At 69.6% G+C, this 26,304-nt stretch carries 26 protein-coding genes; 9 read left to right on the forward strand and 17 right to left on the reverse strand.

Annotation, left to right across the window (positions count from 1 at the left end):
• Positions 1-136 precede the first annotated feature (136 nt).
• The 8 genes from RN743_RS01965 to RN743_RS02000 all read right to left on the reverse strand — a co-directional run bounded on the left by RN743_RS01965 (position 137) and on the right by RN743_RS02000 (position 9,856).
• Complete coding sequence (locus RN743_RS01965) at positions 137-1,405, reverse strand: FAD-dependent oxidoreductase (RefSeq protein WP_310775705.1); 1,269 nt, start codon at positions 1,403-1,405, stop codon at positions 137-139.
• Positions 1,402-1,962 (reverse strand): sigma-70 family RNA polymerase sigma factor, encoded by a 561-nt coding sequence (locus RN743_RS01970; protein ID WP_310775706.1) that lies wholly within the window; start codon positions 1,960-1,962, stop codon positions 1,402-1,404. Before RN743_RS01970 ends, RN743_RS01965 begins: the two co-directional genes overlap by 4 nt.
• 46 nt (positions 1,963-2,008) lie before the next feature.
• The gene (locus RN743_RS01975; protein WP_310775708.1) at positions 2,009-2,455 is read right to left on the reverse strand and encodes an ArsI/CadI family heavy metal resistance metalloenzyme; all 447 of its coding nucleotides are present in this window, start codon (positions 2,453-2,455) and stop codon (positions 2,009-2,011) included.
• Between the two features lie 148 nt (positions 2,456-2,603).
• Entirely contained in the window at positions 2,604-4,337 is a 1,734-nt protein-coding gene (locus RN743_RS01980) for a carboxypeptidase-like regulatory domain-containing protein (protein ID WP_310775710.1), read from the reverse strand.
• Positions 4,338-4,350: 13 nt separating this feature from the next.
• Entirely contained in the window at positions 4,351-6,366 is a 2,016-nt protein-coding gene (locus tag RN743_RS01985; protein ID WP_310775712.1) for a hypothetical protein, read from the reverse strand.
• Positions 6,367-6,566: 200 nt separating this feature from the next.
• Complete coding sequence (locus tag RN743_RS01990; protein WP_310775715.1) at positions 6,567-7,046, reverse strand: hypothetical protein; 480 nt, start codon at positions 7,044-7,046, stop codon at positions 6,567-6,569.
• A 77-nt stretch (positions 7,047-7,123) separates the two neighbouring features.
• Positions 7,124-9,340 (reverse strand): TonB-dependent receptor, encoded by a 2,217-nt coding sequence (locus RN743_RS01995; protein WP_310775717.1) that lies wholly within the window; start codon positions 9,338-9,340, stop codon positions 7,124-7,126.
• Positions 9,341-9,499: 159 nt separating this feature from the next.
• A complete protein-coding gene (locus tag RN743_RS02000) occupies positions 9,500-9,856 on the reverse strand; it encodes a hypothetical protein (RefSeq protein WP_310775719.1) in 357 nt (118 codons plus the stop codon).
• Between the two features lie 239 nt (positions 9,857-10,095).
• On the opposite strand from RN743_RS02000, the gene RN743_RS02005 reads away from it, so the two are divergent.
• Entirely contained in the window at positions 10,096-10,479 is a 384-nt protein-coding gene (locus RN743_RS02005) for a copper resistance protein CopC (RefSeq protein ID WP_310775721.1), read from the forward strand.
• Positions 10,480-10,512: 33 nt separating this feature from the next.
• Here the strand turns inward: RN743_RS02005 and RN743_RS02010 are convergent, their stop codons facing one another.
• Positions 10,513-10,773, reverse strand: coding sequence for a hypothetical protein (locus tag RN743_RS02010; RefSeq protein ID WP_310775724.1), 261 nt, complete (start codon positions 10,771-10,773; stop codon positions 10,513-10,515).
• Between the two features lie 73 nt (positions 10,774-10,846).
• Positions 10,847-11,359: a DinB family protein gene (locus RN743_RS02015; protein WP_310775726.1), complete on the reverse strand. Its 513-nt coding sequence runs from the start codon at positions 11,357-11,359 to the stop codon at positions 10,847-10,849.
• Positions 11,360-11,426: 67 nt separating this feature from the next.
• Between RN743_RS02015 and RN743_RS02020 the strand changes: the two genes are divergently transcribed.
• From RN743_RS02020 to RN743_RS02030, 3 genes are read left to right on the forward strand one after another with little or no spacing between them, the layout of a single operon-like run.
• Entirely contained in the window at positions 11,427-12,359 is a 933-nt protein-coding gene (locus RN743_RS02020; protein WP_310775728.1) for a VOC family protein, read from the forward strand.
• Complete coding sequence (locus RN743_RS02025; protein WP_310775730.1) at positions 12,356-13,300, forward strand: MBL fold metallo-hydrolase; 945 nt, start codon at positions 12,356-12,358, stop codon at positions 13,298-13,300. Before RN743_RS02020 ends, RN743_RS02025 begins: the two co-directional genes overlap by 4 nt.
• Positions 13,297-13,533, forward strand: coding sequence for a hypothetical protein (locus tag RN743_RS02030; RefSeq protein ID WP_310775732.1), 237 nt, complete (start codon positions 13,297-13,299; stop codon positions 13,531-13,533). Before RN743_RS02025 ends, RN743_RS02030 begins: the two co-directional genes overlap by 4 nt.
• Positions 13,534-13,557: 24 nt before the next feature.
• On the opposite strand, the gene RN743_RS02035 is transcribed toward RN743_RS02030, so the two are convergent.
• The 5 genes from RN743_RS02035 to RN743_RS02055 all read right to left on the reverse strand — a co-directional run bounded on the left by RN743_RS02035 (position 13,558) and on the right by RN743_RS02055 (position 20,444).
• A complete protein-coding gene (locus RN743_RS02035; RefSeq protein ID WP_310775734.1) occupies positions 13,558-14,547 on the reverse strand; it encodes a hypothetical protein in 990 nt (329 codons plus the stop codon).
• Between the two features lie 26 nt (positions 14,548-14,573).
• Complete coding sequence (locus tag RN743_RS02040; protein WP_310775736.1) at positions 14,574-16,172, reverse strand: hypothetical protein; 1,599 nt, start codon at positions 16,170-16,172, stop codon at positions 14,574-14,576.
• A 72-nt stretch (positions 16,173-16,244) separates the two neighbouring features.
• Positions 16,245-17,639, reverse strand: coding sequence for a hypothetical protein (locus RN743_RS02045; RefSeq protein ID WP_310775739.1), 1,395 nt, complete (start codon positions 17,637-17,639; stop codon positions 16,245-16,247).
• Positions 17,640-17,670: 31 nt separating this feature from the next.
• Positions 17,671-19,053, reverse strand: coding sequence for a DUF1080 domain-containing protein (locus RN743_RS02050; RefSeq protein ID WP_310775741.1), 1,383 nt, complete (start codon positions 19,051-19,053; stop codon positions 17,671-17,673).
• Complete coding sequence (locus RN743_RS02055; RefSeq protein ID WP_310775743.1) at positions 19,053-20,444, reverse strand: Gfo/Idh/MocA family oxidoreductase; 1,392 nt, start codon at positions 20,442-20,444, stop codon at positions 19,053-19,055. Before RN743_RS02055 ends, RN743_RS02050 begins: the two co-directional genes overlap by 1 nt.
• A 101-nt stretch (positions 20,445-20,545) precedes the next feature.
• Between RN743_RS02055 and RN743_RS02060 the strand changes: the two genes are divergently transcribed.
• From RN743_RS02060 to RN743_RS02080, 5 genes are read left to right on the forward strand one after another with little or no spacing between them, the layout of a single operon-like run.
• Complete coding sequence (locus RN743_RS02060) at positions 20,546-21,169, forward strand: peptidylprolyl isomerase (protein WP_310775745.1); 624 nt, start codon at positions 20,546-20,548, stop codon at positions 21,167-21,169.
• A gap of 38 nt (positions 21,170-21,207) precedes the next feature.
• A complete protein-coding gene (locus RN743_RS02065; protein ID WP_310775747.1) occupies positions 21,208-22,323 on the forward strand; it encodes an alpha/beta hydrolase in 1,116 nt (371 codons plus the stop codon).
• Positions 22,324-22,358: 35 nt separating this feature from the next.
• Positions 22,359-22,937, forward strand: a complete 579-nt coding sequence (locus RN743_RS02070) for a hypothetical protein (RefSeq protein WP_310775749.1) — start codon at positions 22,359-22,361, stop codon at positions 22,935-22,937.
• A gap of 12 nt (positions 22,938-22,949) precedes the next feature.
• Positions 22,950-23,504 carry a DUF6644 family protein gene (locus RN743_RS02075; protein WP_310775751.1) on the forward strand — a complete coding sequence of 185 codons (555 nt, stop codon included), beginning with the start codon at positions 22,950-22,952 and terminating at the stop codon, positions 23,502-23,504.
• Entirely contained in the window at positions 23,504-24,004 is a 501-nt protein-coding gene (locus RN743_RS02080) for a DUF6644 family protein (RefSeq protein WP_310775753.1), read from the forward strand. Before RN743_RS02075 ends, RN743_RS02080 begins: the two co-directional genes overlap by 1 nt.
• A gap of 18 nt (positions 24,005-24,022) precedes the next feature.
• Here RN743_RS02080 and RN743_RS02085 read toward each other — a convergent pair whose 3' ends face one another.
• Entirely contained in the window at positions 24,023-25,681 is a 1,659-nt protein-coding gene (locus RN743_RS02085; protein ID WP_310775755.1) for a hypothetical protein, read from the reverse strand.
• A 19-nt stretch (positions 25,682-25,700) separates the two neighbouring features.
• A complete protein-coding gene (locus RN743_RS02090; RefSeq protein WP_310775757.1) occupies positions 25,701-26,219 on the reverse strand; it encodes a DUF6152 family protein in 519 nt (172 codons plus the stop codon).
• Positions 26,220-26,304 lie beyond the last annotated feature (85 nt).

Genomic DNA, 26,304 nt, shown 5'->3' on the forward strand with positions numbered 1-26,304 from the left:
TCCATCCAGCTCCGTATGGTCGACCACCATGGGCGACGGGCTCCACGATGCGGTCGCCGCTACAGGGCTGCAATCGCTCGTTTAGTGTTCGGAGAACACCCTTTCGGCCGGCGACCGGAGTGACGTTTCGGCGGGGTCAGGCGAAGCGCGCGGGGTCGAAGGGTGCGAGGTCGATGTCCGATCCTCCATCGAGCATGAGTTGCGCGAGCGCGTGGCCGGTCGAGGGGGCCAGCGTGACGCCGAGCATCTGGTGTCCCGTGGCGACGTACACGTTGGGGAGACCGGGCAGCCGGCCGATGGCTGGGAGGCCGTCCGGCGTCACGGGCCGCATGCCCACCCAGTCGACGCGCTCCGCGCCCTCCAGCGCCCCCGGCAGGTAGCGCCGCGCGGCCCGCTCGAGGATCGCGATGCGCCTCCGGTCGAGACGCAGGTTAAAGCCGGAGAACTCCATCGTCCCGATCGTGCGCACCGCCCCGCGAAACGGCGTGAAGCCGATCCGCGCCGGAGTCACGTGCAGGGGCTGCGAGAGCCCGACCCGCGCGTTCCTGACGGTGATGCTGTAGCCCTTCCCCGCCTGCACGGGGAGCTTCGCCCTCAGGGACTCCGCCAGAACGGGGGTTTCGGCTCCCGCGGCAAGCACGAAGGCATCCGCGTCGATCCTCACCGGCCACCCGTCGGCTGCGTCGCCGCCTCGAGCGGCCCAGGCGATCGCCGCACGGACACGGTCGCCCTTCCCCGTGAAGCCCAGGACACGTTCTCCCGTCCGGATCTCCACGCCGCGCGCCTCCAGGCTCGCGGCAAGCTCGGCGCACAGCGATTCCGGGCGCACGTGCGTGTCGCCGCGCACCCGCAGGCCGATCAGGCCGCCCCGCAGATCCGGCTCCGCTTCCGCGAGGGCCTCGCGGCCGAGGATGTCCACGGGCCCCACGCGTGCCTCTCCCAGTCTCGCCAGCAGCGCCCGGGTCTGCGCGAGTTCGCGCTCATCGTCGTAGGCGAGGATGGTCCCGCTCTCGGCGCGCTCGAATGCCATGCCCTCGTCCACGAGACCGCGGTACAACCGGTCCGTCGCGGCGTTCAGCCCCGCGAGGGCGGCAACGCCCGCGCGGTAGCTCTCGGCGTTGCAGTGACCGCGAAAGGCCCACAGCCAACCCATGAGCCGGGGCATGGCCGACGGCTTGATGTAGAGGGGGCTGCCCGACCGGAGCATCCAGCGGAGCGAGGTCAGCGTCATCCCCGGAGCCGGCAGCGGGCGGGAGATCGACGGACAGACCCATCCGCCGTTGCCCTCCGAACACCCCCCTCCGATCCGATCGCGCTCCAGGAGGACGACTTCGGCCCCGCGACGCTCGAGGTAGTGCGCGACGCACAACCCGATGACGCCGCCGCCGACGACCGCAACTCTCACCCGCCGGCCCCTTCGGCGGTACTCCGGCCGCGGCCCCCGTCCAGGCGCGCTTCGCGGGGGCGCATGTCGATCACCGCGCCGCGCCGGTCCAGCTCGAAGTCGCAGCAGTCCAGGAGTTGCCGCTTCAGCATCGCCCGCGCCCGCTGTACGCGCGATTTCATGCCCGACACGCTCAATCCCAGCCGCTCCGCCGCCTCGACCTGGCTCCAGCCCCGGAAGTACGTCATCAGAAGGGCCTCGGCGTACTTCGACGGCAGTTCGAGCGCAAAAGGCAGAAGGCAGGCCTCCAGATCCCGCCGCGTCGCCTCGTGGTCGCCGCCGTCCGCGCCCGGATCGGGCGCACGAACTTCGGCACCGAGTTGCGCCAAGGTCCGCCGTTCGACGGAACGGCGCCGGTGATGGTCGGCGATCACGTTGGCCGCGACCCGGTAGGTCCAGGAGAGCGGATCCCGCGCCTCCGCGAGACTGTCCTGACGCTGCAGCAGCCGCACGACGATGTCGCCGGTCACATCATCAACCCACGCCGGCTCGACGCGGCCCCCCACAAAGCGTCGCATGCGCCGCTGAAACTCGGACCAGGCGGGCAAAGCCCGCGACGCGGGTTCAGGCACAGCAGGTCTCGGATTCGTCGCTACAGGCGGCCGCCGAAGGCGCGGCCGCGGCTGGCGCGATCAGCGCTTCGCCGTCCGGCGTGTCGTCCGTGACCCGGTACCACTCCCAGCGCAGGCCCTGCGGCTCGTCGGACCAGACCTTCGTCTGCGTCGCATGACAGCACACCGTCTCCTCCTCGGTCTCGCTGAGGATCCCGGCGGCCTCCAGCCGGTGTCCGGCCTCGCGGACCCGCGCGTCGTCGAACACCTCCACGCCCAGGTGGTTCACGCGCTCCGCCGCGTCCGGGTTCTCGAACAGCACGAGCTTCAGAGGCGGCTCGTCGATGGCGAAGTTGGCGTAGCCGGCGCGGCGCTTGTGCGGGGCGGCACCGAAGAGCTTGCCGTAATAGTCCACTGCCTCATCGATGTCCCGCACGTTGAGTGCAAGTTGCAGTCGCATGTCGGAAGCCTCCCTTTGGTCTCTATATCGGATCCTGTCCCCCTCCTCCGCCCCATAAGACGAACGAGGCATGGAAAGGACGCAGCCGAAGTCGCGCCGTCCGCCGACCGACCACCGGAGCCGCGGGAGGACGGGAGCGGCGGGGGGTTTACGGTTCGACGAGCACGTCGCGCCACGCGACGCGGGTGACCAGCTCGAATTCCACAGCTTTCTCCGCGCCCGTTGGCCGCAGGAAGGCGGCCTCGCCGAGCGGGACGCCGCAGATCGCGAAGCGGCCCCGCTCGTCGGACATGCCACCCGCGTATCGGGACTGTTCCGAGATGGACGCGCTGCGCGCCGTGCCCTGGAGACGACGCACCCGCCACACAACCTCGACCTCGATGTCCGGCACCGGGAGCCCCGTGGCGGCATCGCGTGCGAAGCCGACCACGGCGCCCGCACTCCCGTAGGGCGACGAACCCGGGCAGATGCGCGCGAAGAGCGCGTCTCCGGACGGCGTCCACAGCTGCAGGGGCTCGCTCGTCCGGTCCTCGACGACCACGCGCGTCTCGTTGAGCCGCACTCCCGCGGCCTGGAGTTTCGGGTGGTCGACTCCCAGCGCGTAGACGCCATCCGGAAGCCCCGCCACCTCGAAGCCGCCCGCCTGGTCCGTGACCGCGCTGAAGGGCACGTCCGCGGCCTCCGGCCGGGGCAGGAAGGCCGCGGCGTCGTCCCAGTCCCGGACGACGATTTCCGCGCCCGCGAGCGGCTCGCCGCTCACGCTGTCCCGCAGCACGCCCGTGACCGCGCCCTCGCCCACCTCGAACGCGATGCCGCCCGCGAAGGCGTCCGTCACCGTACCGCCCGCCTGGCGATAGGCGACCAGCACCGGATCCGGACGGGCGGACAGACCCGCCCGGAAGCGTGTGCTGCGGCTCCCGATCGGGAACCGCACCCACCAGTCGCGGACGTAGAACGGACCGTCCGGCAGGCGGTCGAACGTGAGATCCGCGCCGATGTACCGCCTTTGCGCGTTCCGTGGCATTGGGACGTTGCGATACCGGATCTGCACGCGGCGCAGTTCGGCGCTCTCCTCGTTGAGCCAGAGCGTGCCCTCGATGTCGATCACGTCGCGCCCCCGCCGCGGGCGGAACGTGATGCCGAGCATCGGTTCGCCGTCGACCTCTTCGCGGTCGAGCCCGAAACACTGGGTGTCCCGGAACTCCGGCGACAGCAGCACCGTCGCATCCGGTGCGTAGAAGACGGCGGAGTCCCGGTCCACGCGCGCGTAGCCGGACGTCGTGAGCCGGCGGGCCGGCAGGCTCCGGAAGGGGGGCAGTCGGACGTGCCGCCGCGTGCGACTCTCCGCCTCCAGCGTCGTGAGATGGCGCGGATCGAGCGTGCGCTGGTACTCCCGGAGTGTGAACGTGAGCTCGCCCCGGCCCTCCGCCCACACCGCGGTCTCGAGCGCCTTGCGCGCCTCCTCCCAGACCGTGGCGAGGGCGGCCCCCTCGCTCGGATCGTCCAGGCAGGATCCGGTGACCTCGACGCGGAGGTCGCCGAGCCGGACGGGATCCGGCGGGACTTCCACCGTGACCGCGAGCGGATGCCCGGCCGTCACCTCGTAGGGCTCCGTGATCCAGTTCGCGTATCCGATACGCTCGACGCGGATCCGATACCGGCCGGGACCGGGCGCCGTGAACGAGAAGATCCCATCGGCCGCCGTGAAGTCGGCTTCCACGGCCTCGCCCTCGCGGTCCAGCAGGCTGATGAAGCCGCCCGCGATGGGTCGGCCGCCATCAGTCTCCCGCACGGTTCCGCTGATCCGCTGTGCCGCGGCCGGCGCCGCCACCCCGGCAGAGAGCGCAGCCACCGCGAGCCCGACGAATAGGCGACGACTCATGCGGTCCCGCGCATCAGTCGGCGAGGCGCAGCGCCACCAGGGTGTTGGGAGCCTGGATCACGACGTGCTGCCTGCCTTCGTGCATGTAGGTCATCATCCCGTACCGCGGCAGCGCCGGAAGCTCGACGCGGCCGAGTCGCTCGCCCGTCGCCTTGTCCACGGCGAACAGGTAGGAGGTCCCATCGCTCCCCTCCCCCGTGTACATGAGCAGGGTGCTCGTGACGATCTGCGCCGCCTGCCGCCCCGTGCCCGTATTCGGGATGTCCATGCCCTGGAGCGCGTCGTGCTCGAGCACGCTGTTCGGCGTGTCTCCCACCGGGATCCACCACAGGTGTTCGCCCGTGTTCATGTCGATCGCCGTGATCCGGCTGTACGGGGGCTTGAAGAGCGGCAGCCCCTGCACCCGCCGAACCCCCGCGAACCCGCCGACCGCGAACTTCGTGATCGTCGTCCCCGTCTGCGCAGGCTCCCGGGCGTCACGCTCCTCACCCGGCACCATGATCCGCGACCCGCACCCTTTCTGCGACGTCACGTAGAGGATGCCCGTCTCCGGATCCGCCGCCGGCGTCCCGTCGATGTTCGTGCCGCCCACGTCTCCCGGACACCACATCGACGCCATCTTGCCGAGATCGTTGTCCCGGTGCAGCGGCGGCGTGAACAGCGGCCCGATCACATAGTCGTCGAGCGCCTCGATCGCGGCTTCCCGCAGTTCCGGCGTGAAGTCGATCAGGTCGTCGTGCGTCAGCCCCTGCATGTCGTACGGCGCCGGCCAGGTCGGGAACGGCTGCGTCGGCGAGAGCGCCTCGCCCGGCATGAGACCCTCCGGCACCGGCCGCTCCTCGATGGGCCAGATCGGCTCGCCCGTCTCCCGGTTGAACGTGTACGCGAAGGCCTGCTTCGTGACCTGTACGACCGCTGGAATGTCCTCGCCATCGACGGTCACGTCCATCAGCACGGGGATCTGCGGCGTGTCGTAATTCCATATGTCGTGGTGCACGAGCTGATAGTGCCAAACCCGTTCTCCCGTCTGCACATCGAGCGCGATCAAGCTTGTGGAGAACAGGTTGTCTCCCGGCCGGAAGCCGCCCCAGAAGTCCATCGTGGCCCCGTTGGTCGGGATGTAGACGATGCCCCGCTCCTGGTCCGCGGAGAGCGGCGCCCACGAGGAGATGTCGCCGGTCCATTCCCAGGCGTCGTTTTCCCAGGTCTCGTGTCCGAACTCGCCCGGGCCGGGGAGGACGTTGAACTTCCACATGAAGTCGCCCGTGCGAGCGTCGTAGCCGAGGATGTCGCCCGGCACGTTCTCGCGCCGTGACTGGTTGTAGCCCTGCTCGGCGGAGTTCCCGACCACGATCACGCCGTTGACGACGATCGGGGGCGACGAACTCGTGATGTAGCCGGTCTCGAGCGGGATGCCGTGGTACGGGTCGAACTCGTGCCCCAGCCCCGCGAGCAGGTCGACGACCCCCGACTCGGGGAAGCCCGGGACGCTGACGGGCCCGCCGAAGCCCTCCACGTGCTCGCCCGTGTCGGCCCACAGCGCGTGCAGGAAGAAGGCCGGGCTCACCATGTAGACGACCGCGCGACCGTCGATCTCCCCGTACGCGACGCCCTTCCCGTGGTTCTTCCGCATCGAGTATTCCCAGCGGAAGGTTTCGGGCTCGACGTACTCCCAGATCTTCTCCCCGGTGCCCGCGTCGATCGCGTACGTGTGCCGCTTCTCGCCCGCCACGGAGATCAGCATCCCGTCGACGTAGATCGGCGTGGCGCGCGCGTTCACGGCCGGGTAGTCCGACCCGTCCCAGATCCACGCGATCCCGAGATCCCCGAAGTTCTCCGCGTCGATCTGGTCGAGAGAGGAGTAGCGCTGGCCCATGTCGTTGCCGGCGATGTTCTTCCACTCGGCGCCGTTCGCGGCGCTTCCGCCGCCTTCCGCGCACCCCGCGACGGCGACGCCGAGCGCGAGGAGGAGGGAGGTGAAGCGGAACGTGGACGGCGGCGCCTGGGATGTTGAGCGCGCTCTGCTCATCGAAACCTCTCAATAGGAGTAGGACCGTCGACTGGCGACGCGGCCGTTTACGGGCGGCGGCACACGAGTGGTGAACCTGAGCCGCACCCGATCCGGCGGTCAAGCGAGCAAAGACAAGCCCTCCCCGGGAGTCGCTGCGGGGAGGGCTTGCCGAACTTCAGCGAACGGCTGAGCCGCGTCAGCCGTCGCCGTGATGGTGCCTAGTGCTCGTGCACGTGCACGTGGAGGGGCGCGGTGACGAAGTCGGCGTGTCCCGACCCGACCGCGCCGTGCATGAGGCTGAAGGTCAGTTCGGTGTCGCCCTCCGCCACGCCGTGCAGGTGTCCCCCGAACTCGCCGGGCGTGTCCTGCTCGAACTCGGCGATCGATTCGTTCGCGACGTCCACCCGCAGGTAGAAGTCACTGCCGAGCGTCACTGCGTGCCCGTCGTGGTCTGTGAACTGCACGTTGATGTGGGCGGTTTCCTCGCCCGGCTCGACCTCGAGTTCTCCGGTCCACGCTCCATCGTGTCCGTCATAGGACGCGACGGTCTGGCCGCTCAGCGACAGGGTCACGCCCTCGACTTCCTCGGCGTGATCTTCGTGATCGGGCTCCATGGGGCCATCGTCGCCGCAGGCGGCAAGGACCAGCAGTCCCGCGGTCGCCAGGGCGAGTGACAGTTTCGGCTGATAGTGTCTCATTCTCTTCACCTCGTTGTGTTGATGTTCCGTTCGCTCCCGTCACGAGGCAGTTCCGCGTTCGGCGCGGATGGCTCGCGCTAGAAGACGACGCGATAGGCCACGGTGATGGATCTCCCGGCTTCGGGCATGATCTCCTTCACGCGCGACAAGTGGTTTCTGTACACGGTGTTTCCAAGGTTCTCTCCCCGTACGGTGATCACGTTCAGCCGCCCCAGGACCGTGATCCGCAGTCCGGCGGAGAGGTCGAAAACGGCATACCCATCGGTTGCGGTCTCGAAGGCCCCCGTCCGATCCTGGCGAGCCGCGACCCGCGTTTCGGCTTCGACGAACCAGTTGCGAGGCGCGTAACCGACGGCGAAGCGCGCCTGCAGCGGCGGGATCAGCGGAAGCGGTTCCTCCGTCGCTTCGATCCTGGCCTGCACATACGAAGCCACGGCCTCCACGGTCAGATCGCCGACCGGCGCCCACTCGAGCGCACTTTCGAATCCCGTCAGCACCGCGTCTTCCCCCTGGAACTGGAAGATCGGCAGGCGCACCCGGCTCAGCTCGCCCGTTTCGAGCGGGAAGACGTAATCCGCGATCGCGTTGCGGAACCACGTCATCTCGGCGTTCAGCCGGTTTCCCGCAACGCGGGCGAACAGGTCGATCCCGATCCCGCGCTCCGTCTCGAGCGACGGGTTCCCCACCTCGAAGGCGTAGGCCGCCAGGTGGGGACCCTCCGAAAAAAGTTCGTTGACGCTCGGCGTACGGAAGGCCCGCGCGACGGAAGCGCCAACCGTGAAGTTCGGCGTGAGTTGCGCCAGGGCCCCCAGGGACCCGGATGCCGCACCGAACGACCTCTCCCGGATGTGGCCGATGTCGGACACCGGATCCTCCCGGTCGGGCCGCACGCGTACCCAGTCGTAGCGCAGGCCCGCTTCCAGGCGTATCGGATTCAGATCGACCTCCTCCAGCGCGAACACGGCGAGCGAGGTCTGCGTGGAGTTCGGCGTGAAGAGGCTGCCTCCGAAGCCGAAGTCCTCCCAGGAAGCCCGCGTCCCCAGCGCCCCCGAGGAGAAAGGGCCCCAGCCGCCGTGACGGGCGAGAACGTCACCGCTCACCGTCTGGCGCTTGAAGAGCGTGCCCAGGATGTCGGGAGGCTCGATCTCCCGGTGCTCGTACCACGTGTGTCCCGCATCGACCTCGATGCTCTCTACGATCCCCCGCGGCCGGAGCACGCTGCGCAGCCGGGTCGCGGTCCGCTCCATCTCGACGCGGACTCCCGCCTCGTGACCCCCGACGAACCCTCCGGGGATGCCGTAGTCGTTGCCGTAGTAGCGGAAGGTCCCGCCGGCATGGCCCCAATCGTCCACCCAGGAGGCGCCTCCGGAAACCTCCCGAATATCTGTGCTCGTGTTCCGGAGGGGTCCGACCGGCGTCTCCAGGTCGCCGCTGCTGCGGAGCCCGAGTTCCAGCCGCACGGGAATATGGTCCGTCACTCCATACGTGAGATTCAGGCTCCCGCTCGCCGCGTTGCTGACGCTCTGTCCCTGCAGGGTGAACGCGCCCGTGAGGTGGTGCGGCACGGAGGAGGGCACGTCATCGCGGACGACGTTGATGACGCCCCCCAGCGCGTTGCTGCCGTAGAGAATCGCACCCGGCCCCCGGATCACCTCGACGCGGCGCGCAGACGATGGATCGATCGCCGTGGCGTGGTCGGGGCCGCTCGCAAACTCGTCGCCGACCCGTTCCCCGTCCTCGAGCATCAGTATGCGGTCGCCGCTGAGGCCTCGGATCACGGGGTGTACCGAACTGGGCCCCATACTGCTCACCGCCAGTCCCGGCTCGGAGGCCAGCGTTTCCGCCAGGGTTCCCGCCAGACGACGCTGCAGATCCTCCCCCGCGAAGACGCTGGTCGGGCGCAGCACCTCGTTCGCCGCGCGGGCCACGACGGACCCGGTGACCACGAGATCCGGCAGGGCGATGGGATGGGCTTCCATCTCCACCACCACGACCTCCTCCAGCGACGCGTCAACCTCCAGCGAGACCGTGCGGTAGCCCAGGCGTTCGACCCGCAGCGTGTAAATGCGCGGGCCCGGCACCGGGATATGGAACATGCCGTCGCCGTGCGAGACCGCTGTCCGATCCGACGCAGGGATGGAGACCAGGGCGCCGGCGAGAGGCTCGTCGGAGTCGGCATCGCGCACGACGCCCTCGATCTCGCCCGCATGCTCAACCTGCGCGGACGAATCGGCGGCTCCAACAGCCATTCCCAGTACGGCCGTGATGAGACCGGCCAGACGCCTGATCACCATGGACTGCCTTCTTCGAGATGCGCCAGCGACCGCTCCTGCTCGAGAGGGCGCCGCGCACCGCGCTGAAACGCTTCAGTGGGTAACGTGTGTTTGGGAGACGTGCGATCCGCCTCCCACGGGACGCTCGGGGGGCTTCCGGGACCACGGCCCGGCAGCGGCTCAGGCTCGAGGCGGAGCTCTGGGACCGCTTCCGCCGGGCAGGATCGGGCGGCGTTGCCAGGCGAGCGCGGCCGGGGTGTGGGGGCCGGTTTCGGCGGCCGGCGACAGATCGATCGGAATCAGGAGGGGGAACCCGAGCGACACCGTGCGAGCCAGCTGGCACAGCAGGTGGCTGTGCCCGGGGTCGCCGTGCTCCCCGGGCTCCCCTTCGACATGCACGACGACGTCCGGCCCCCCGGCTTCGAGCATCGCATCCACCGCCGGAAGAATGGCGAACACCAAGGCCTGAAGGAGGACGATGGCGCGAACGCCGAAACGGCGAAGATCCCGCGGCTGTCGAGAAGAGATCCGCTTCACAGCTATGCCGCCAGAGGTATTCCGGGCGCCGCCAAAGGGCACGTCGGATCAGTGCATCAAGCTGCTTTCGGGGGCGAAACGAGTCAAGTTTTCGGCGCCGCGGCGCTTCCGCCCCGGGGAGGTTGCCGCGCGACTAAACGGACAGCCTGTCGGAGGTGTATTCGAGAGGTGAGCGGTGGACGCACCATCGTCGGGCCGCAGATCGACACACGAGCTAACCGGAACTCGGGACAAATCCGATGGGGGAATGGATTCGCAACCGGGCGGTCGTCCTGGCGATCGTCACGCTGACGACGGCGAGCGTCTTCGTCGGCGCGCACCTCTCCCTCAAGGAGTCGTCTCCCGAGAAGGATGAGACGATCGCGATCAGCCCCCCGACGATCACGTTGTGGTTCACGCAGGCGCCGCAGATGGCCGGGACGTCCGTTCGCCTCCTGCCGAAGGGAGGCGAACCCCTCGACCTGGAGCCGGCGACCGCCCAGGAGGACGACCCGAGCGTCGTCGTGCTGAACGTGAGCGAGACGCTCTCGGACGGCGACTACGAGGTCATGTGGCGGGCCATGGCGCAGGACGGCCATACGATCAGGGGGGACTTCGGCTTCACGGTGCAGACCGCCCGCTGAGTCCCGGGATGCGGTGCCATCCCGGCTGGCGCGCTACAGTTCGGCGAGCGCCTCGGCGTTGAAGCCGACCAGGAGCGTGGTCCCCGCGAGCACGATCGGCGCGCGGTACTTCCCCGTAGGCCCTTTCAGCGCGTCGAGTTCGGTCTCCCCTGGACCCAGATCGCGCCGACTCCGGCCCCGGGCGATCACCACCCGCTCGGCGGTCGCCAGGAGCGCCCGCACGTCCTCATCCGTCAGCGGCGCCTTCGTGGCGGATCGTTCCTCCGCGATCGTTGCGCCGGTCTCGTCGAACACCGCACGGGTGCGTTTGCAGCTCGTTCAGCCGGGGCGCAGGTAGAAGAGCGTAACCTCCGTCATCTCAATCTCCTCACAGATACCGCTCCCTGAGCACGTCCCGATGGTGAAGCTCGTGACCGGCGATGATATGGATGAGCGCCCGCACCGTGCACTCCGCGCCGCTCGCGACCCCGCGGCGCGAGAGCGCGTCCTCGTCGAGCGAGCCGAAGAGAGCCGCGTTCGCGGTGCGAAGCGCCCGAAATTCATGCAGAAGTTCGCGGATCGGGCGATCGGCCGCGTTCGAGGCCTCGGCCCATTCATCCTGATCCATCCCCGGCAGCTCCGCCGAGTCCGCGCGGGCGATGTGGAGGACACGGTAGGCGAAGAGCCGCTCGGCATCGATCACGTGACCCAGAACCTCGCGGCACGTCCACTTGCCGGGCTCGTAGGCGAAGTTCTCGCGCCCGGGCGGGAGGTCCCCGAGAAGCGCATCGAGCGCATCGGGCGCCTCGCCGAGGACGTCGGCGAGGGTCCGGTCGTCCGGCACGCGGTCGATGTAGATGGCGTAGTAGTCGCCGTGCTCGTCGGGTCGAGGTCGTTTCATGGCGGGCAAACTATCGACCTCGCCGTCCCCGCGACATCTTGTCTGCATGAACCACCGCTCAACTCCCATGACTCGATCGAACGCGGGGGCGCGGCAGGGGCCGCGCAAGGCGCCTGCCGATCCGCGACGTCTGGTCGCGATGGTCGCCGGCGCGCTGCTCGGAACGGCTTCGGGCGTGCTCGCACAGAGTGCCCCGGTGGCCTGCCTGGCGCCGGGCTCCTCGTTGCGCCTCGACCACGTACCTGTCGCCGTCGGCGACCTCGACGCTCTGTCGCGGCGGCTCACCGACGAGTTCGGCTTTCACGTCCGGGACGGGCGGCGCGACGCCAACGGACTGGAGACGGCGGAGATCGGGTTCGGTGACGGGACCCGGCTCGAACTCCGGACCGTCAGCGGCTCGGGTGACCCGGACGCTTCGGGCGCCACCGAGCTGCGGCGCTACACGGACCTGATCGTCGACGGCGGGGGCGGGGCGTACGTGGCTCTCGCCGGGAACGACGGGACCGGCCTGGATGAACTCCTCGCCATCGCCCGGGACGTCGAGCCCGAACTCGCGGCTGCCGGTTCCGGGATGGGACGAAGGGCGGCCTTCCCTCCGGACCATCCCCTGCAGGCGGTGTTCTTCGTCGAGCCCGATCCGGAAGCCCAGGAGCCGCCGACCGTGTCCGGGCTGCCGGAACACCCGAACGGCGCGAGGGGTCTGCAGGCCGTCTGGATCATGATGGAGGATCCGGACCGCCTCACCCGGTTCCTGCTCGCCTTCGGGGCCCGCGACTGCGGCCCGTCGCGTCACCCCGAGCACCTGTACGGCCGCGCCGTCGGCATCCGCGGGGGGACCGTGTACGTGGTCGACGCACGCCTGTGGATGGCCGACCCCGGCTCGGCGCCGGTCGTGTCGCTCACCGTCCGTGGCGGGCGCGAGTCCGCCTCCGACAACATCGTACTCGGAAACGCCGGCGGACTCTGGATCGAACTGCGCCCTTCGGAGGAGGACGGATGACGAGCCGCATGCTCGACGCCCGGACCTCGATCGTCGATCTGAAGTTCCAGGGCTTCGATCTGGCGATCGGGACCGGCGTGCTGGAGACCGGGGACGGCGTCGCGCTCGTCGACCCCGGGCCCACGACCTGTCTTCCCGCGCTGGAGGCCGGGCTCGGGGAAGCCGGGTTCGGCCTCGCCGACGTGCGCGCCGTCCTGCTCACGCACATCCACCTCGATCACGCCACGGCCGCCGGCACGATCGTGCGCCGGGTCCCCGAAGCGCGGGTGTACGTCCACCCCGTGGGGGCGATCCACGTGATCCGGCCCGAGCGTCTCCTCGCCTCCGCCGGCCGCATCTACGGCGACCTGATGGAGACCCTTTGGGGCGAGTTCCTCCCGGTGCCCGCGGAGTCCGTGACCGAGGTGGACGAGGGAGACGCGGTGCAACTCGGCGGCCGTACCCTGCGCGTGGCCTACACGCCCGGCCACGCGAAGCACCACGTCGCCTATTTCGAGGAGGACGGGGGGACGGCGTGGGTGGGCGATGTGGGGGGCATCCGCATCCCGCCCGGGGGCGTGATCCCCGTGACCCCGGTGCCCGACATCGACGTCGAAGCCTGGAACGCGAGCATGGACCGGGTCCTGGAGTGGGGTCCCGGCCGCATCGTCCCGACCCACTTCGGCGCGGTCGAGGATCCGGCCGCCCATTTCGCCGAACTCCGCGACCAACTCGCGCGCTGGGCCCGCACCGTGCGCGAATCGCTGGGCGGCGAGAACCCGGCGGACCCGGACACGTCCGCCGACCCCGCACGGGCCCGGGCCTTCGCGGCGTGGGTGGAGGAAGACCTGCGCGCGCGCATGCCGGCCGAGCCGGTGGACACCTACGTCAATGCGTTCGGCGCGCGCGACTCCTGGTGGGGCCTCGCCCGCTACTGGCGCAAGCGAGCCACGGCTACGTGAAGCTGACGCCGCCCATCGCGGGGCTCGCGAGCCTTCTCGTCCCGGGTCTCGGCCAACTCCTGCAGCGTCGGATCCGGGCGACGGGCGTCTCCCTGGCCAACGCCGGCTTGCTCGTGTATGCAATCACCCACTGGCTCGCGGACGGCGACCCGCTCGACCTGATGTGCTCCATCGTCTGCGCGGCCGTTCACCTGTTCCAGGCCCTCGAAGCCGCAGAGCACGGCGGGCGGTAGCGGGCCGTCTCTCGAAGTCCGGTGTCAGCTGGCGGCCGGGCGGACCACCACGGTGATTTCCTCGTCGGCGAACAGGCCGCCGTCGTCGGCGCGGCCGCGGAGGATGTAGGTGCCGGGCCGCGAGAAGGTCACGGTGACGGTCCAGCGGTCGTCTTCCGGCAGGTCCGGGGGGCGCCAGAGCGGCGCCCACGGCGAGTTCGCGCCCGTGCGCGTGTCCTCCCACACCTTCACCTGCGGCGGGTCGAACGTCACCTCCCCTTCGCCGCGATAGACGAACCACGACATGAAGAGGCCGTTCACCTTCTGCACCGTCACGCGCGACGGGGGCCGGAGCTGTCGGCCGCTGAAGCTGGGGAAGGCGTTCGCGATCGAGTCGACGCGCGCGGAGTCCTCCGCGGTTTCCGGCGGGTCGGGCGGCCCGGGGCGGAACGCCCGCAGCAGGCCGTCGTCCTCCACGATGACGCTCACCGTGACCGGCTGGCCGACGATCGCCTCGCGCGTCCGTTCACCCTCGAGCGTGATCGTGGGCGGCTCGTTGGACCGCATCTCGGCGTTGCTCGACCCCGCGCCGAGCGCGCCCGTCTCCGACATGATCACCGTGTTATCGACGATGTAGTCCGGCCGCAGCGAGGCGTAGGCGTGCTCGGTGACCCCGTGGCTCGTGAGCGTCCACACGAGTTCCCGGTCGCCCCAGTCGGCGGGGACGCGGACCTTGAACACGAAGCGGTTGCGGCGCGGGAGGAAGTGGGTCGGCTGCCCCCGGTCGGCGGGTCCCGGGGAGAACATGTTGTCCTCGCCCACGGGGACGTCGATCTCCTCGAGCCAGTTCCGGTTCATGTAGCCGAACAGGAAGTTGAACGACCCGTCCTCGTTCTGCTCCCACCCCTCGAAGGCCGGGGCCACGTTCTGACCCCGCGCATAGGTCTGGGCATCCGCACCGGCCGGGAGCGCGGCGGCGAGGATCAGCGCCAGGAGCGGCACGGCCGGCGCCCCGGGCCGCGTGACCCGGGGCATGGAACCCGGTACGGGCACGACGATCCTTACCGGCGCCCGCCGCGGTCGCGGCCGTCCCCGGATCCCGTCCCGCCGTCGCCGGAAGATTCGGCCTCGGTGGCGGCACCGGGCTCCGCCCACTCGGCGTCCGCGAAGTAGCTCATGTCCCCGTTCGCGGGGATGACCATGCACAGCGGACAGCCGACGACGTGGTCGTTGGGGCCGAGCGCGAGCCGGTGCCGGCGCATGGCCATCTCCTCCACGAACTGTTCATCCGACATCTCCACCCGCATGCCGAGGTCGATGAACATGTTCGCGACCGAACGGTTCCCGGAGCCCTGCCAGTTGCGCGTGTCCGGCACGTTCCGGTTCGCCTCGGAGGTGTCCATGTAGCCGATGATGTGGAGGACCGTCCCCTTGGGGAGGAGCGGCTGGTGGTCCTGCGCGTACGTGTATCCCCGCACCCAGTTGTGGTCGTAGCCGACGCAGTTCAGCGTCTCGACGTTGAAGCCCCAGATCGCCTCGAGGCACATGCGCATGCCGGGCGCGTGCAGGTGCGGCTCGAAGGTCACGAGCTTGGTGTGCTGGTTCAGCACCTTGTAGGCGTGCAGTTCCTGCCCCGCCACGCCGGGCCGGATGTCGATGTCGCTCCCATTGCCGAGCCCGAGGATGGTCCGCCGGTACTTCGGCTCGTAGTCCTCGGGATGGAAGCGGAAACCGATCTCGAGGTGGGCGCGCGTATCGCGGCCGTTCGAATGGAGGTGGACGGAGTTCGACACCACCGAGGAGCCCGCCCTGAGGAGGCGGCCCGCTTCCTCGTCGAAGAGATCGGGCTCGCGGCCGACCTCGTGCACCGGCCAGCCGGTGTCCGTGGAGGCGCGGCTCGCGCCGGGGCCCGTGTCCTGGCCCTCGAGCACACGCGTGCTCCAGATCATGTGGTGCACGACGAAGCGGCCGCCGACCGTGTGGCGCCCGCCGTGTTCCCCGTCCCTGCGCTGGGGCACGTCGTTCACCTCGCGGATCTCGACGGACTTCACGTAGCGGTCCTCGGTGAGGCCGGTGGGCACGCTCTCGATGTCCCCCCACCAGTCGGGCGAATCGCCCTTCACCAGCACCTCGGGGAGCTTGACGATCAGGTCCGGCTCGCCCGCGGCCCACACGACGTCGTCGTCGAACTCGAGCGGGGGCGGCAGATCCGCCGGGTCGCCCTCGGGGGCGCCCGCCCGCCGCCAGGCGTCGAGCGCCTCGATCTCCCACTCGTCGAGCGACATGTCGTCCTTGAAGTGCTGGATGCCGATGTCCTTCTCGACGTACCAGGGGGGCATGGCGCCGGCCCGGTCCCGGATCTGGGTCCGGCGGGCGATCATGCTCGCGTAGGGCTCGACATCGTCGTAGGTGACGAGCGGCATCGGGGCGACGCCGTTGTCGCGGTGGCAGCGGACGCAGGCCCGCTGCAGGATCGGCGCGATGTCGCGGCTGAAGGTCACGTCGTCCGCCTCGACGCCCGGCGCCCCTGTGGCGGCGTGGCGCGCCGTCGCGGCGGGCCCGCCGTCCTGCGCCGCCATGCCGCCGGCGGAGAGCAACATGAGGGCGGGCAGGACGGAAGATCTCCGGACGAGAGACAAGATCCGCGTGGTGTGCGGCATCACATCGCTCCTTGCGGGAGGACTCGTTCGCAGAAGGGTACGCAACGGGCGAAGGCCGGGTCAAACACCTCGCTAACGATCCCCGCCCGCAGCGCCCGAACCCGGCGACCTCAACTCCAGAGGGACGGTCGGAGGCAGCCGCTTCAAGACGATCGTGGGAACATCGAATTCATCCGTCTCGACGAAGGCAACGAGACCGCCGGGCCCGAAGGCGTCGGGCATGGGCGTGTCCTCCAACGACAGGGTGCCCACGTACTCGCCCTCCTGTGAGAGGACATCGATCCAGCCGGCGGCGGCCTCCTCCCCCTCCGAGTCTCCGCCCGAGGGTGCGACCTGCGCATCGATCTGCGCCAGGGGGTCGCTCCCCCAGCGCTGGACCCAGATCGCCCCCTCCCACGTCGTCCGAAGATCCCGCACGATGGGCACCTCCGGCATGAAACCCGCGTTCGCCACCGCGTCGCGCATGCCGGCCACCATGTCGTCCACCATGGCCGCCACCTGCGCGCGCAGCTCCGGCGGGAGATCGTCGAACGACTGGCCGTTGACCTGCCCCGTAACCGAGGCTTCCAGACTTTCCATCATCCGGGCCCGCGCGCGCTCCCGCAGCCGTTCCGTGACGGGTTCGGGCTGGAGGGGACGGCCGACGACACGGACCGGAGCACCGGGAACCGGCTGGATCTTGATGGCGTGGGCGGAGGAATCCGAAAACGCCACGCCCCCGCCCGGGAGGACATCGAACACGAGGTCCGGCACGAACCCCATGAACGCATCGCCGAAGGCGTCGAACATGTCGGACGGATCCGCAGCCTCCATCGTGACCTCCTGCTCCGGCTGCGCCTGCCATCCTTCCGCGAACGGCGTCGCGGCGGCCTCTTCCGCGCCGGCGAGCGACGTGCGGTAGATGGTGCGGTCGCCGGCCTCGACGGACACTTGCCCGTTGCTGAAGCGCGCGTCCGGGCTTCGGGTCAGGTACAGCGTTTCCCCCTCCCGGGCGGCGCGCACGGCCAGCGCGGAAGCGGTCTCGGAGGCGCCCTCGATCGCGAAGCGGATCGTGCGCTCGAACGATCCATCGGGACCGAAGAGGAGATAGGCGCGGTGACCGTTGTCGACGATCACGACCCCTCCCGCGGGCCGGGCCACCATGTGCCCCACGTCGCGAAGCTCGCCCGGGCCGTCCCCCCTGCGCCCGAACTCCGCCGCCAGGCCTCCGGCTCCGTCCACGACCACGATGCGGGTGGAGGACCCGGCTTCGTCGCGGATGTAGAGCCGGCCACCGGCATCGAAGTCCAGGTCCGCGATCTCCGTGAACGCGTCCCACCCCTCCGCCGCGATCCCCCCGATCCGGTACACCTCCTCGAAATCGGCAGCGAGCGGGCGATCCTCGTCCGGAGGCGGAGCGGCCGAACCCCCGGGTTCCCCTCCACAACCCACCAGCAACGTAAGCAATACCGCAGGGCTGAATCTCATCTCATCTCCCCCGACGACACGCCGGTTCAGATCAGTTGCCGAGGTTGGTGATCGTCAGGTTGCGCCAGCGAACCTTGATGCCGCCGCCGTCGTGGATCTGGAGCGCGATCGAACCCTCGGCCTCTCCGATCTGCTCGTCCTCCAACTCCACCATCCTCGTGCCGTTCAACCACGTCTCAACGCGGTCGCCGTCGGCCCGGATCCGCATCGTGTTCCAGTCGCCCATGCGGAGGGCGGCGTCGAGTTCCGGGTCGGGCTGTACGAGCCAGCCGCGCCCGTACGACTCGTAGATGCCGCCGGTGAAGAGGCCCGGGGGCGCGACCTCGGCCTGCCAGCCGCTGACGGTCGTCCCGTCCACGCTGGAGCGGAGGAAGACGCCGCTGTTCCCGTCCGCCTCCTGCTTGAACTCGACGGTGAGGTCGAAGTCGCGGTAGGTCGCTTCGGTCACGAGATAGCCGTACGCCGCGTCGGGGCCGCTCTCGCACACGATTTCCCCGCCCTGCTCTCCGTCCTCCACGTACCAGCGCTCGGTCCCGTGCACGCGCCAGCCGTCGAGGTTCTCGCCGTTGAAGAGGGAGACGGACTCGAGGGGACGGATCCGGATGTTGCGGTACCAGACGTTGCGCCCGTGGTCCTGGAGGCCGATCGGCCCGGAGGCGGCGCGCCCGTAGCGGGGATACGGTGCGAACTTGCTCGCGGCGACGAGCGCCTCCCACTCGGCCGACCCCAGCTCGTACTCGACCGTCTTCGTGCCGTTCAGCCAGTGCTCGACGAGGTCGTTCTGGATGCGGATCCGGCCCTCGTTCCACTCACCCGGCCCCCGGAGCGCCTTCTCGCCGGAGGCGTGGAGATCGTAGTTGTCGCCGGTCAGGTGCGTGTGCATGTCCATCGTGCCCATCTCGATGTACGCCGGGTCGTCGAGCACCTGGTATTCGGGCGCGTTGTACCAGATCGCGGCGCCCTCCTCCTCGATCACGCGGTAGAGCACGCCGCTGTTCGCGACCTCCGACAGCATGAACTCGAACTTCAGGTCGAAGTCGGAGAACGATTCGGTGGTGACGATGTCGCCGCCGATCGCCACATCGGGGTCGGTCGCGGTCGCGCCCACGACGAGCGCGCCATCGATCACCGCCCAGCCGGTGTCCGGGAAGGTCTCCAGGTTGTAGCCGCGCCAGCCCGCCGTCGTCTCGCCATCGAAGAGGAGGCGCCAGCCGGCCTCGCGTTCGGCCGCGGTCAGCGTGTTCGGCGCCGCTTCCGCCGCGCCCGTCTCCCCCGCCTCCGGCGAGGACTCCGGAGCCTGGGCACAGCCGAGGGCCAGCCCCGCCGCCAGCGCGGTGAGGAGCGGGACGCGGGGTGCGAGCGTCGCGCGGACCCGGAGTCGCGCGTGGAGCCGGTGGCGTCGCGGGGCGGGCATCAGAGGAGCCTCATGGCGTCGGGGTCCCAGTGCACGATGCGGTCCTCGAAGTAGGAGAGGTTGCAGGCCAGCGCGGGGGCGGCCGCGCGCAGCCCGAAGGCCGCGTCCTCGCGCACGGGCGGGCCGCCACGAATCGCCTCGAACCAGTTGAAGAAGTGGTCGACGTGGGCGCCGCGGTATCCGCGCTCGACCTCGTACCGGACCTCGGCCGGGGGGAGCATCCGGACCCGCGGCGGGAGCCCATCGGCCGACGCCGCGGCCTCGGCCATCTTCTCCTGGGAGAAGGTATCCATGGGGTCTACGGCGACGTTCTTCCGAAGGATGACCTCGGTCCACGTCACGTCCATCGCGCCCTCGCTCCCCACCAGTCTCAGGAACGTGCTGCCCGAGGTCCCGTCCACGAAGTTCACGCGCAGCGACAGGTTGAAGCCCGGGTGCGTTTCCGTCTCCGGATAGTCGAACACGCCCAGGAGCACGTCCGGCACCTCGCGGCCGTCCTTCCAGTAGCGGAGCCCTCCGGCGGCCTGGATCCGGGTCGGGCCGCGCGAACTCACGACGAAGTGGAGGCTGGAGAAGAGATGGACGAAGAGGTCGCCCGCCACGCCGGTCCCGTAGTCGCGGTAGTTGCGCCAGCGGAAGATGCGCAGGGGGTCGTATGGGCGGTCGGGGGCCGGCCCGAGGAAGCCCTTCCAGTCGACGGTCTCCTCGGAGGCGCCGGCCGGGATCGGGTACTGCCACGCCCCGATGGGATCGTTGCGCGCCCAGAATCCCTCGGCGTAGTTGAGTTCGCCGATCGCCCCTTCCTCGTACAGTTCCTTCGCCTTCTCGTTGCCGAGCGAACTCATCCCCTGGCTGCCCACCTGGAACACCGACCCGGACTCCCGCTCGGCGGCGACAAGATCGTGCCCTTCCTCGATCCGGTGGACCATCGGCTTCTCGCAGTAGACGGCTTTGCCGGCGCGGAGGGCATCGACGGAGATCGGCTGGTGCCAGTGGTCCGGCGTGCCCACGATCACGGCGTCGACCTCGTCCCGGGCGAGCACCTCCCGGTAGTCGCGGGTGGTGAAGATGTCCCCGTGCCGCTCGCGCGCGGCTTCGAGCCGTCCGTCGAACACATCGCAGGCGGCCACCAGCTTCACGCCCGGAATGCGCAGCGCGGTGGAGACATCCGCCATGCCCATCCCGCCTGCGCCGATTACGGCCAGTCCGATGTCGTCGGATGGCGCTGCGCGACGGGGTTCCGGCTCCCGCGCGAGCGTGCGGCGGACGGCGGGCCCGCTCCGGCGCCCGGATTCGGCGCCGGCCAGGAGCGAGGGCGCGCCCGCGGCCAGCACGGAGCCGGCGGCCACGGATTTGACGAAACTCCGGCGGTCTCTCTTTTCTTCGCTCATGTCGGATACACAATCATTCCGTGGATTCGAGGGCGAGGTTCGCCCGGGGCTGGCTCGAACGTAAGGTTGTGCGGATCAGGTCACCAAGAGGAGGGGTAGGCGTGCGAACACGTTGGGCTCGATGGTTGAAGGCGGCCACCCTGGTGGCGCTCGGTTCGGGGCTCGCGCGCGTCGCTTCCGCCCCGTCCGTCGCAGCCGCGTCCGGGGACCCGGTCCTCGTCGTCGTCGAGACGGAGATGGGCGCCTTCGAACTCGAAGTGGACATCGACCGGGCGCCCGTCACCGCGGCCAACTTCCTCCGCTACGTGGACGGCGGGTTCTACGACGGCGGCGCCTTCTTCCGGACCGTCCACGCGGACAACCAGCCCGACGACTCCATCCGGATCGCCGTCGTCCAGGGCGGGCGGAACCCGGACCTGGAGGCCGAGTCCTTCCCGCCGGTCCCGCTGGAACGCACCTCCGAGACGGGACTCCTGCATGAGGACGGGACGGTGTCGATGGCGCGCGGCGGCCCCGACACCGCCACGCAGAGCTTCTTCATCTGCATCGGCGACCAGCCGTCGCTCGACTTCGGCGGCATGCGCAACCCCGACGGCCAGGGCTTCGCCGCCTTCGGGCGCGTGGCGGCCGGCATGGACGTGGTACGCGCGATCCACCGCGCCCCCTACGACGCGCAACAACTCACCCCGCCCGTGCGGATCACGAGAGTATACCGGAAGGAGTGAGGATCTTCCGGCACGACCATTCGGAAGGGAGGACCGCCATGCTGATCATTCGCTACGACGGAATCCGGCCATTGGCCCGTGGGAGCCGGGCGCGGAGGGGCTGCTGGCTTCTCCTCATCGCGGCGGTCCTCGTGGCCACAACGGCTTTGGCCGCCGGTCCCATCTCGGCGCAGACCGAGCCGCCCGCGGAGCCGCCGGCCGACTGGGAGGCGACGGCGATCGATTACAGCAACGTCCCGTATCCGCACCCGGTGTCGTACCTCGACGTCGACGTCTACGGGAACGGCTATCGGCTCGCGTACATGGATGTGGCTCCGGCCGGCCCCGCGAATGGCCAGACGGTCGTCCTCTTTCACGGGATGAACTTCTTCGCGGCGGGGTTCCGGCCCACGATCGAGGCGCTGCGGAACGCGGGGTTCCGGGTGATCGCGATCGACCGGCTGGGCTTCGGCCGCTCCTCGAAGCCCATCATCCACTACAACCTCCACATCCCCGCCCGGAACGCGAAGCGGCTGCTCGACGCGCTGGGGATCGAGCGCGCCGCGATCGTCGGACATTCGATGGGCGGGATGGCGGCGACCCGATTCGCCTCGACGTATCCCGAGGCGACGACGCACGTCGCCATGGTGAACCAGATCGGCCTCACCGACTCGCGTCCCGGCCGGGAGTGGACGGACACGAATGAAAATTATGCGTCGGTGCTCAACGGGACGACGTATCAGTCGGTCTTGCGCGGGCACATGCGCTACTACCCGAACGGCTGGCGCCCGGAATACCTCGAGTGGGTGAAGGTCCAGTACGGCCTCACGCTGAGCGGAGACTGGCCGCGCATGGCGCGGGTGCGGGCGGCGCAGCGCGCAATCCTGTACGAGGACCCCGTCGTTTACGAGTGGCAGCACATCGCGACGAAGGCGCTCGTCATCGGCGGCGCCGACGACCGCCTCGTGGCCAACTACCCGGTCCTCGCCCGAAACGTCGCCGAGGAACTTCAGAACGCGGAACTCTTCCTCTTCCCGGAGGTCGGACATTCTCCGCAGTTCGAGATCCCGGAGCGTTTTCACGCGGAGCTGATCCGGTTCCTGCGGTCCGATCCCAACGAGCCAGCCGATCAGTCGTGGCGGGCAACGGACGTCGGCCGCCCGCCGGGCTCGTAGCGCGGGCGCCGACGGCGCGAATAGGTTCCTCCGCCATGAAGAACTCGAAGCTGCCGCACTTCAGGCTGCCGCTCGTCACGCTTCCGCTCTTCGCCCTCCCGGTTGCCGCCGGCTGTACCGGGGAGGCGCCGGAGCGCCAGGTCCCCGTCGCGGACATGCAGGAACTGATGGTCTCCGTGATGGAGCCGGCCGCGGAGGCCTACTGGGACGGCGTGGGCGAGGTCCTCACCGAGGCGGGCGTGCACCAGTTCCGGCCCCTGACCGAGGAAGACTGGACCTCGCTCCGCAACGCCGCCTTCGTCCTCGCCGAATCCGGCAACCTGATGATGATGGACGGTCGCGCGCGCGACCGCGGCGACTGGATGGACCACTCGCGGACGATGGTCGAGGTGGGTCGCCTGGCGCTGGACGCCGTCGACCGCCGCAACCCGGGCGACGTATTCGACGCCGGCGCGGAGGTCTATTACGCCTGCCGCGACTGCCACGCCCGCTACGCGGCGGAAACGCTCAGGCCGAGCGATCCGCACAGCGCTCCCGGACCTGAAGAGGCTCCGGATCCCGACGCGCCCGCGACGGACGCGGCGACCGCTACGGACCGCGGGAACGGACGCTAGGCTTTCCGGCGCATGGAACGTTTCCTCGAGTGGCTGGGGAACACCCCCTGGAGCGTGGCCCTGCTGGAGTCCACGCTCGCGTGGCCGCTGATCGAATCTTCCCACGTCCTGGCCGTGGCCCTCTTCTTCGGCACCGTGATGATGAACGACCTCCGGCTGCTGGGCTGGACGATGCGTCGCGTGCCGGTGTCGGAGGTCACGGGCCGGCTGCTCCCCTGGACGCGGCTCGGCTTCACAATCATGGTCGTCACGGGGCTTCTCATCTTCTACTCGAACCCGGTCCGCTACTACCACAACATCTTCTTTCGACTGAAGGTGATCCTGTTCGTGGTGGCGGGACTCAACGCCTTCCTGTTTCACCGCGGGATCCACCGCCGGGTGCTGGAGTGGGAACGCCTGCCCGTGCTTCCGGGGCGGGCGCGGGCGGCGGGGGCCATTTCGCTCGCGGCGTGGGCGCTCATCATCGTGGCGGGCCGACTCATTGCCTACAACTGGTTCGACTGTGACATCCCGGGACAGCCGGGCTGGGTGAACTGGGCGGCGGGCTGCCCCGTGGCGGGGGACTGATGGGCGGGCGTCAGCTCGCCCCGGAGTCGTGGCTCCCCTTCTTCGAGCGGCTGGAGCACACGGCCATCGGGACGGCCGTGCGCGAATCGATCTGGGCCTTTCCCATCATCGAGGCGGTCCACCTGCTGGGGCTGGGGCTCCTGGGCGGGGCGGTGCTGCTCGCCGATCTCCGGCTCCTGGGGACGGGGCTCACGCGGCAGCCGATCGCGAACGTCGTGCGGCACGCGCGCCCGTGGCTCGTGGCGGGGGTGGCGCTGATGTTCCTCACCGGGATTCCGCTGTTCCTCTCGGAAGCCGTGAAGTGCTACTACAACACGTCTTTCTGGGTGAAGATGATCTCGCTCCCCGTGGCGCTCGCGTTCACCTTCGCGGCCCGAAAGCGGGTGGTCGCCGCCGCGCCGGCGCGAGCGAACTGGCGGACCCGGCTCATCGCCGTGATCTCGCTGGGGTTGTGGTTCACGGTGGCCGCCGCGGGACGCTGGATCGGCTTCTCCGCTTGAAGCGCTGTTCAGCACCTTTCAGCGCCGGTCCGGCGGCTCCACCCGAATGAGTATGTCGGAGGGCCCGCTGAACGTCTTGGCCGGAGCCGCCGCGGCCACGTCCCTGGAGGGAAGCGCGTACTCCTCTGCCACGGACATGTCCACGACCCACCCCAAATCGGCGAGCGCGCCCAGCGTGATGGCGGAAACGACGGTCACTTCCTCTCCCGGGCAGTTGCCCCGGGTCATGATCTCGCCGCACAGCACGCTCCGCCAATGCCCGCCGGCGTCGGCGTCCTCGGCAGGGTCGTTCGTCACCGGCACTTTCGCACCGGCGTAACCGCTCCCGCCGGCCGCATCGAACGCGGCAACGGCGTGCGGCCCGGGGAAATGGGTATCCACTCTTCTCGTACTGCTCGGGAGGTTCACGAGCCGCACGTCGCCCTGATACCAGTACGTGCCGATGCCGAAGACGTGGCCCAGTTCGTGCAGCATCACCTCGTAGGTGAAGTTGTCGGGGACGCGGCCGAACGGCGCGACGTACGGACGGTCCCGGGTCCAGTAGACTCCGCCGCCGGGGTGGTAGAAGCCGGCACCCGCCCGTCGGTCCACGCGGGCTCCCACCGGTCCGCCGCACGCGAGACCCCCGCAATCTTCATCCCCGTCGAACACGAGGACCGTGAAGTCGGCGGGGCTCGTGTTTTCCTTCAACGCGGCTTCGTAGAACCCCACCGCGTGATCGAACATCACCCTGGCGCAGGGCGACCAATCCTCCGGTTCCTCGTACACGAGTTCTATCCGAAATCCCGTCGAGGCGCGGTCGTAGAGGGGGCGCTCCTCCAGTTCCGGAGCGTAGCAGTCATCGACCGTCGTCAGCATTCGCCCCGTGCTCAACTCGAAGGCGGACGAGAGCGCCCGGTAGTGCAGATACCGCCGCCCTCGCCCAACCGCCGTGATCTCCAGTTCACCGCTACCGTTCTGCCTGAGGTCGAGGTTGGGGGGGCCGTCGACCGGGATCTCGCCCACATGGAACTCGTCGACCGGGAAGGCGCCCAGGTGGAACTCGTAGGAGATGTCGGCGCCCGCGCGCGAGGTGAACCAGTCGAGCGGCGTGGACGCGCGATCCCCGATGTTGTCCAGCGTGACGCCTTCGGGCAGTCTCCCCGGCGCCGCGGCGGTGTCCAGGGCGGTGGGGAGGATCACCACCAGGCTGTCGGCCACCCTCCCCACCCTTGCGGTCACCGTGAGAATCTGGGCCTCGGCGGGCGTCCCCAAGTCGAAGATGGTCCAGAACCGGGGGCTCTCCCGCTGCAGCCATATCTGTCTCAGGCTGTCGCCGACGAGCGTGCGATACGTCACCTCATCCGTACCTGTGGTGAACCTCACGGTCGGCTCCACGCCGGACACGACGTTCCCGTCCTCCTGCCTCGCCGTGACGCGGATGACCGGGGATGTGAGGCCGGGACGGATGATCAGGGTGTCAGTACCCGCCCACTCGTTGAAGTCGAGTTCGACGCCGCTGAGGTAGTCCTGGATGATCTTCCGCGTCTCGATGACCACGCTTGCGGCAATGGGCGCCGGCGGAGGCGGCGGTGCGGCCGGAGGGGCCGGCTCCGGCCCGGGGTCCAGCGTGTCGCCCCCGCTGCAGCCGGCAAGAAGGACGGCGACGCAGGCGCTGATCCGACGTGGTCCCTTCATGGCGCGCCGTGCTCTCGGGTTACTCGTGCTCCTCGAGGATGCTGCGGCTCGTGACCTCCACGACCTCGCCTTCCCAGCCCGGAGGCGGCTGGCAGGGGTTGGCGTCGTAGGCGGGATCGTTGGGCCGCGGCGCGCCGCCGGGAGGGGCGCCGGCGCCGGATGAGCCCATGAAGAACTTGCTGCCATCGGTGAACGTCACGTCGCGGCCGTTGGCGCGCTTGAGCGAGTGATCCTTCGCCTGGTAGCCGTCCACGATGAGTTCGGTGCCGGGCGCGAGGCAGTCGCGCTGCAGGCCGCGGCGCAGGAGCGTGTTCGGCGTCCCGCCCTCGACCATCCAGACCTCGGATCCTGCATCGGTTTCGACCTCGAGGTGAATCCAGGTGTGCGGGTTCACCCATTCGAGCCGCACGACGGCGCCCCGGAGCCGGATGGGGGCGTTCCGGTCGAACTCCGCCCCGAAGGCGTGGTGCGCGATCAGCGGCGCGGCGGCGGCGAGCGCGACCCCGCCCGCCAGGAGGTAAAGAGGCAGCTTCCTCATCGATCCCACCCGTGTCTCAACCAACGATCCGGCACGGCGACGCCGGTCCTGCATCCGCGCTCCAACGTAACAGCCGCCGGGGAGT

It is taken from the genome of Candidatus Palauibacter scopulicola, from assembly GCF_947581915.1.
GTDB lineage: Bacteria > Gemmatimonadota > Gemmatimonadetes > Palauibacterales > Palauibacteraceae > Palauibacter > Palauibacter scopulicola.

What these genes read in the sequence shown, in the direction of transcription:
- RN743_RS01970 (WP_310775706.1), bottom strand. Translation starts at nt 1,962, where the DNA reads ATGCGACGCTTTGTGGGGGGCCGCGTCGAGCCGGCGTGGGTTGATGAT.
- RN743_RS01975 (WP_310775708.1), bottom strand. Translation starts at nt 2,455, where the DNA reads ATGCGACTGCAACTTGCACTCAACGTGCGGGACATCGATGAGGCAGTG.
- RN743_RS01980 (WP_310775710.1), bottom strand. Translation starts at nt 4,337, where the DNA reads ATGAGTCGTCGCCTATTCGTCGGGCTCGCGGTGGCTGCGCTCTCTGCC.
- RN743_RS01985 (WP_310775712.1), bottom strand. Translation starts at nt 6,366, where the DNA reads ATGAGCAGAGCGCGCTCAACATCCCAGGCGCCGCCGTCCACGTTCCGC.
- RN743_RS01990 (WP_310775715.1), bottom strand. Translation starts at nt 7,046, where the DNA reads ATGAGACACTATCAGCCGAAACTGTCACTCGCCCTGGCGACCGCGGGA.
- RN743_RS01995 (WP_310775717.1), bottom strand. Translation starts at nt 9,340, where the DNA reads ATGGTGATCAGGCGTCTGGCCGGTCTCATCACGGCCGTACTGGGAATG.
- RN743_RS02005 (WP_310775721.1), top strand. Translation starts at nt 10,096, where the DNA reads ATGGGGGAATGGATTCGCAACCGGGCGGTCGTCCTGGCGATCGTCACG.
- RN743_RS02015 (WP_310775726.1), bottom strand. Translation starts at nt 11,359, where the DNA reads ATGAAACGACCTCGACCCGACGAGCACGGCGACTACTACGCCATCTAC.
- RN743_RS02020 (WP_310775728.1), top strand. Translation starts at nt 11,427, where the DNA reads ATGACTCGATCGAACGCGGGGGCGCGGCAGGGGCCGCGCAAGGCGCCT.
- RN743_RS02025 (WP_310775730.1), top strand. Translation starts at nt 12,356, where the DNA reads ATGACGAGCCGCATGCTCGACGCCCGGACCTCGATCGTCGATCTGAAG.
- RN743_RS02035 (WP_310775734.1), bottom strand. Translation starts at nt 14,547, where the DNA reads ATGCCCCGGGTCACGCGGCCCGGGGCGCCGGCCGTGCCGCTCCTGGCG.
- RN743_RS02040 (WP_310775736.1), bottom strand. Translation starts at nt 16,172, where the DNA reads ATGCCGCACACCACGCGGATCTTGTCTCTCGTCCGGAGATCTTCCGTC.
- RN743_RS02045 (WP_310775739.1), bottom strand. Translation starts at nt 17,639, where the DNA reads ATGAGATTCAGCCCTGCGGTATTGCTTACGTTGCTGGTGGGTTGTGGA.
- RN743_RS02050 (WP_310775741.1), bottom strand. Translation starts at nt 19,053, where the DNA reads ATGCCCGCCCCGCGACGCCACCGGCTCCACGCGCGACTCCGGGTCCGC.
- RN743_RS02055 (WP_310775743.1), bottom strand. Translation starts at nt 20,444, where the DNA reads ATGAGCGAAGAAAAGAGAGACCGCCGGAGTTTCGTCAAATCCGTGGCC.
- RN743_RS02065 (WP_310775747.1), top strand. Translation starts at nt 21,208, where the DNA reads ATGCTGATCATTCGCTACGACGGAATCCGGCCATTGGCCCGTGGGAGC.
- RN743_RS02070 (WP_310775749.1), top strand. Translation starts at nt 22,359, where the DNA reads ATGAAGAACTCGAAGCTGCCGCACTTCAGGCTGCCGCTCGTCACGCTT.
- RN743_RS02075 (WP_310775751.1), top strand. Translation starts at nt 22,950, where the DNA reads ATGGAACGTTTCCTCGAGTGGCTGGGGAACACCCCCTGGAGCGTGGCC.
- RN743_RS02080 (WP_310775753.1), top strand. Translation starts at nt 23,504, where the DNA reads ATGGGCGGGCGTCAGCTCGCCCCGGAGTCGTGGCTCCCCTTCTTCGAG.
- RN743_RS02085 (WP_310775755.1), bottom strand. Translation starts at nt 25,681, where the DNA reads ATGAAGGGACCACGTCGGATCAGCGCCTGCGTCGCCGTCCTTCTTGCC.
- RN743_RS02090 (WP_310775757.1), bottom strand. Translation starts at nt 26,219, where the DNA reads ATGAGGAAGCTGCCTCTTTACCTCCTGGCGGGCGGGGTCGCGCTCGCC.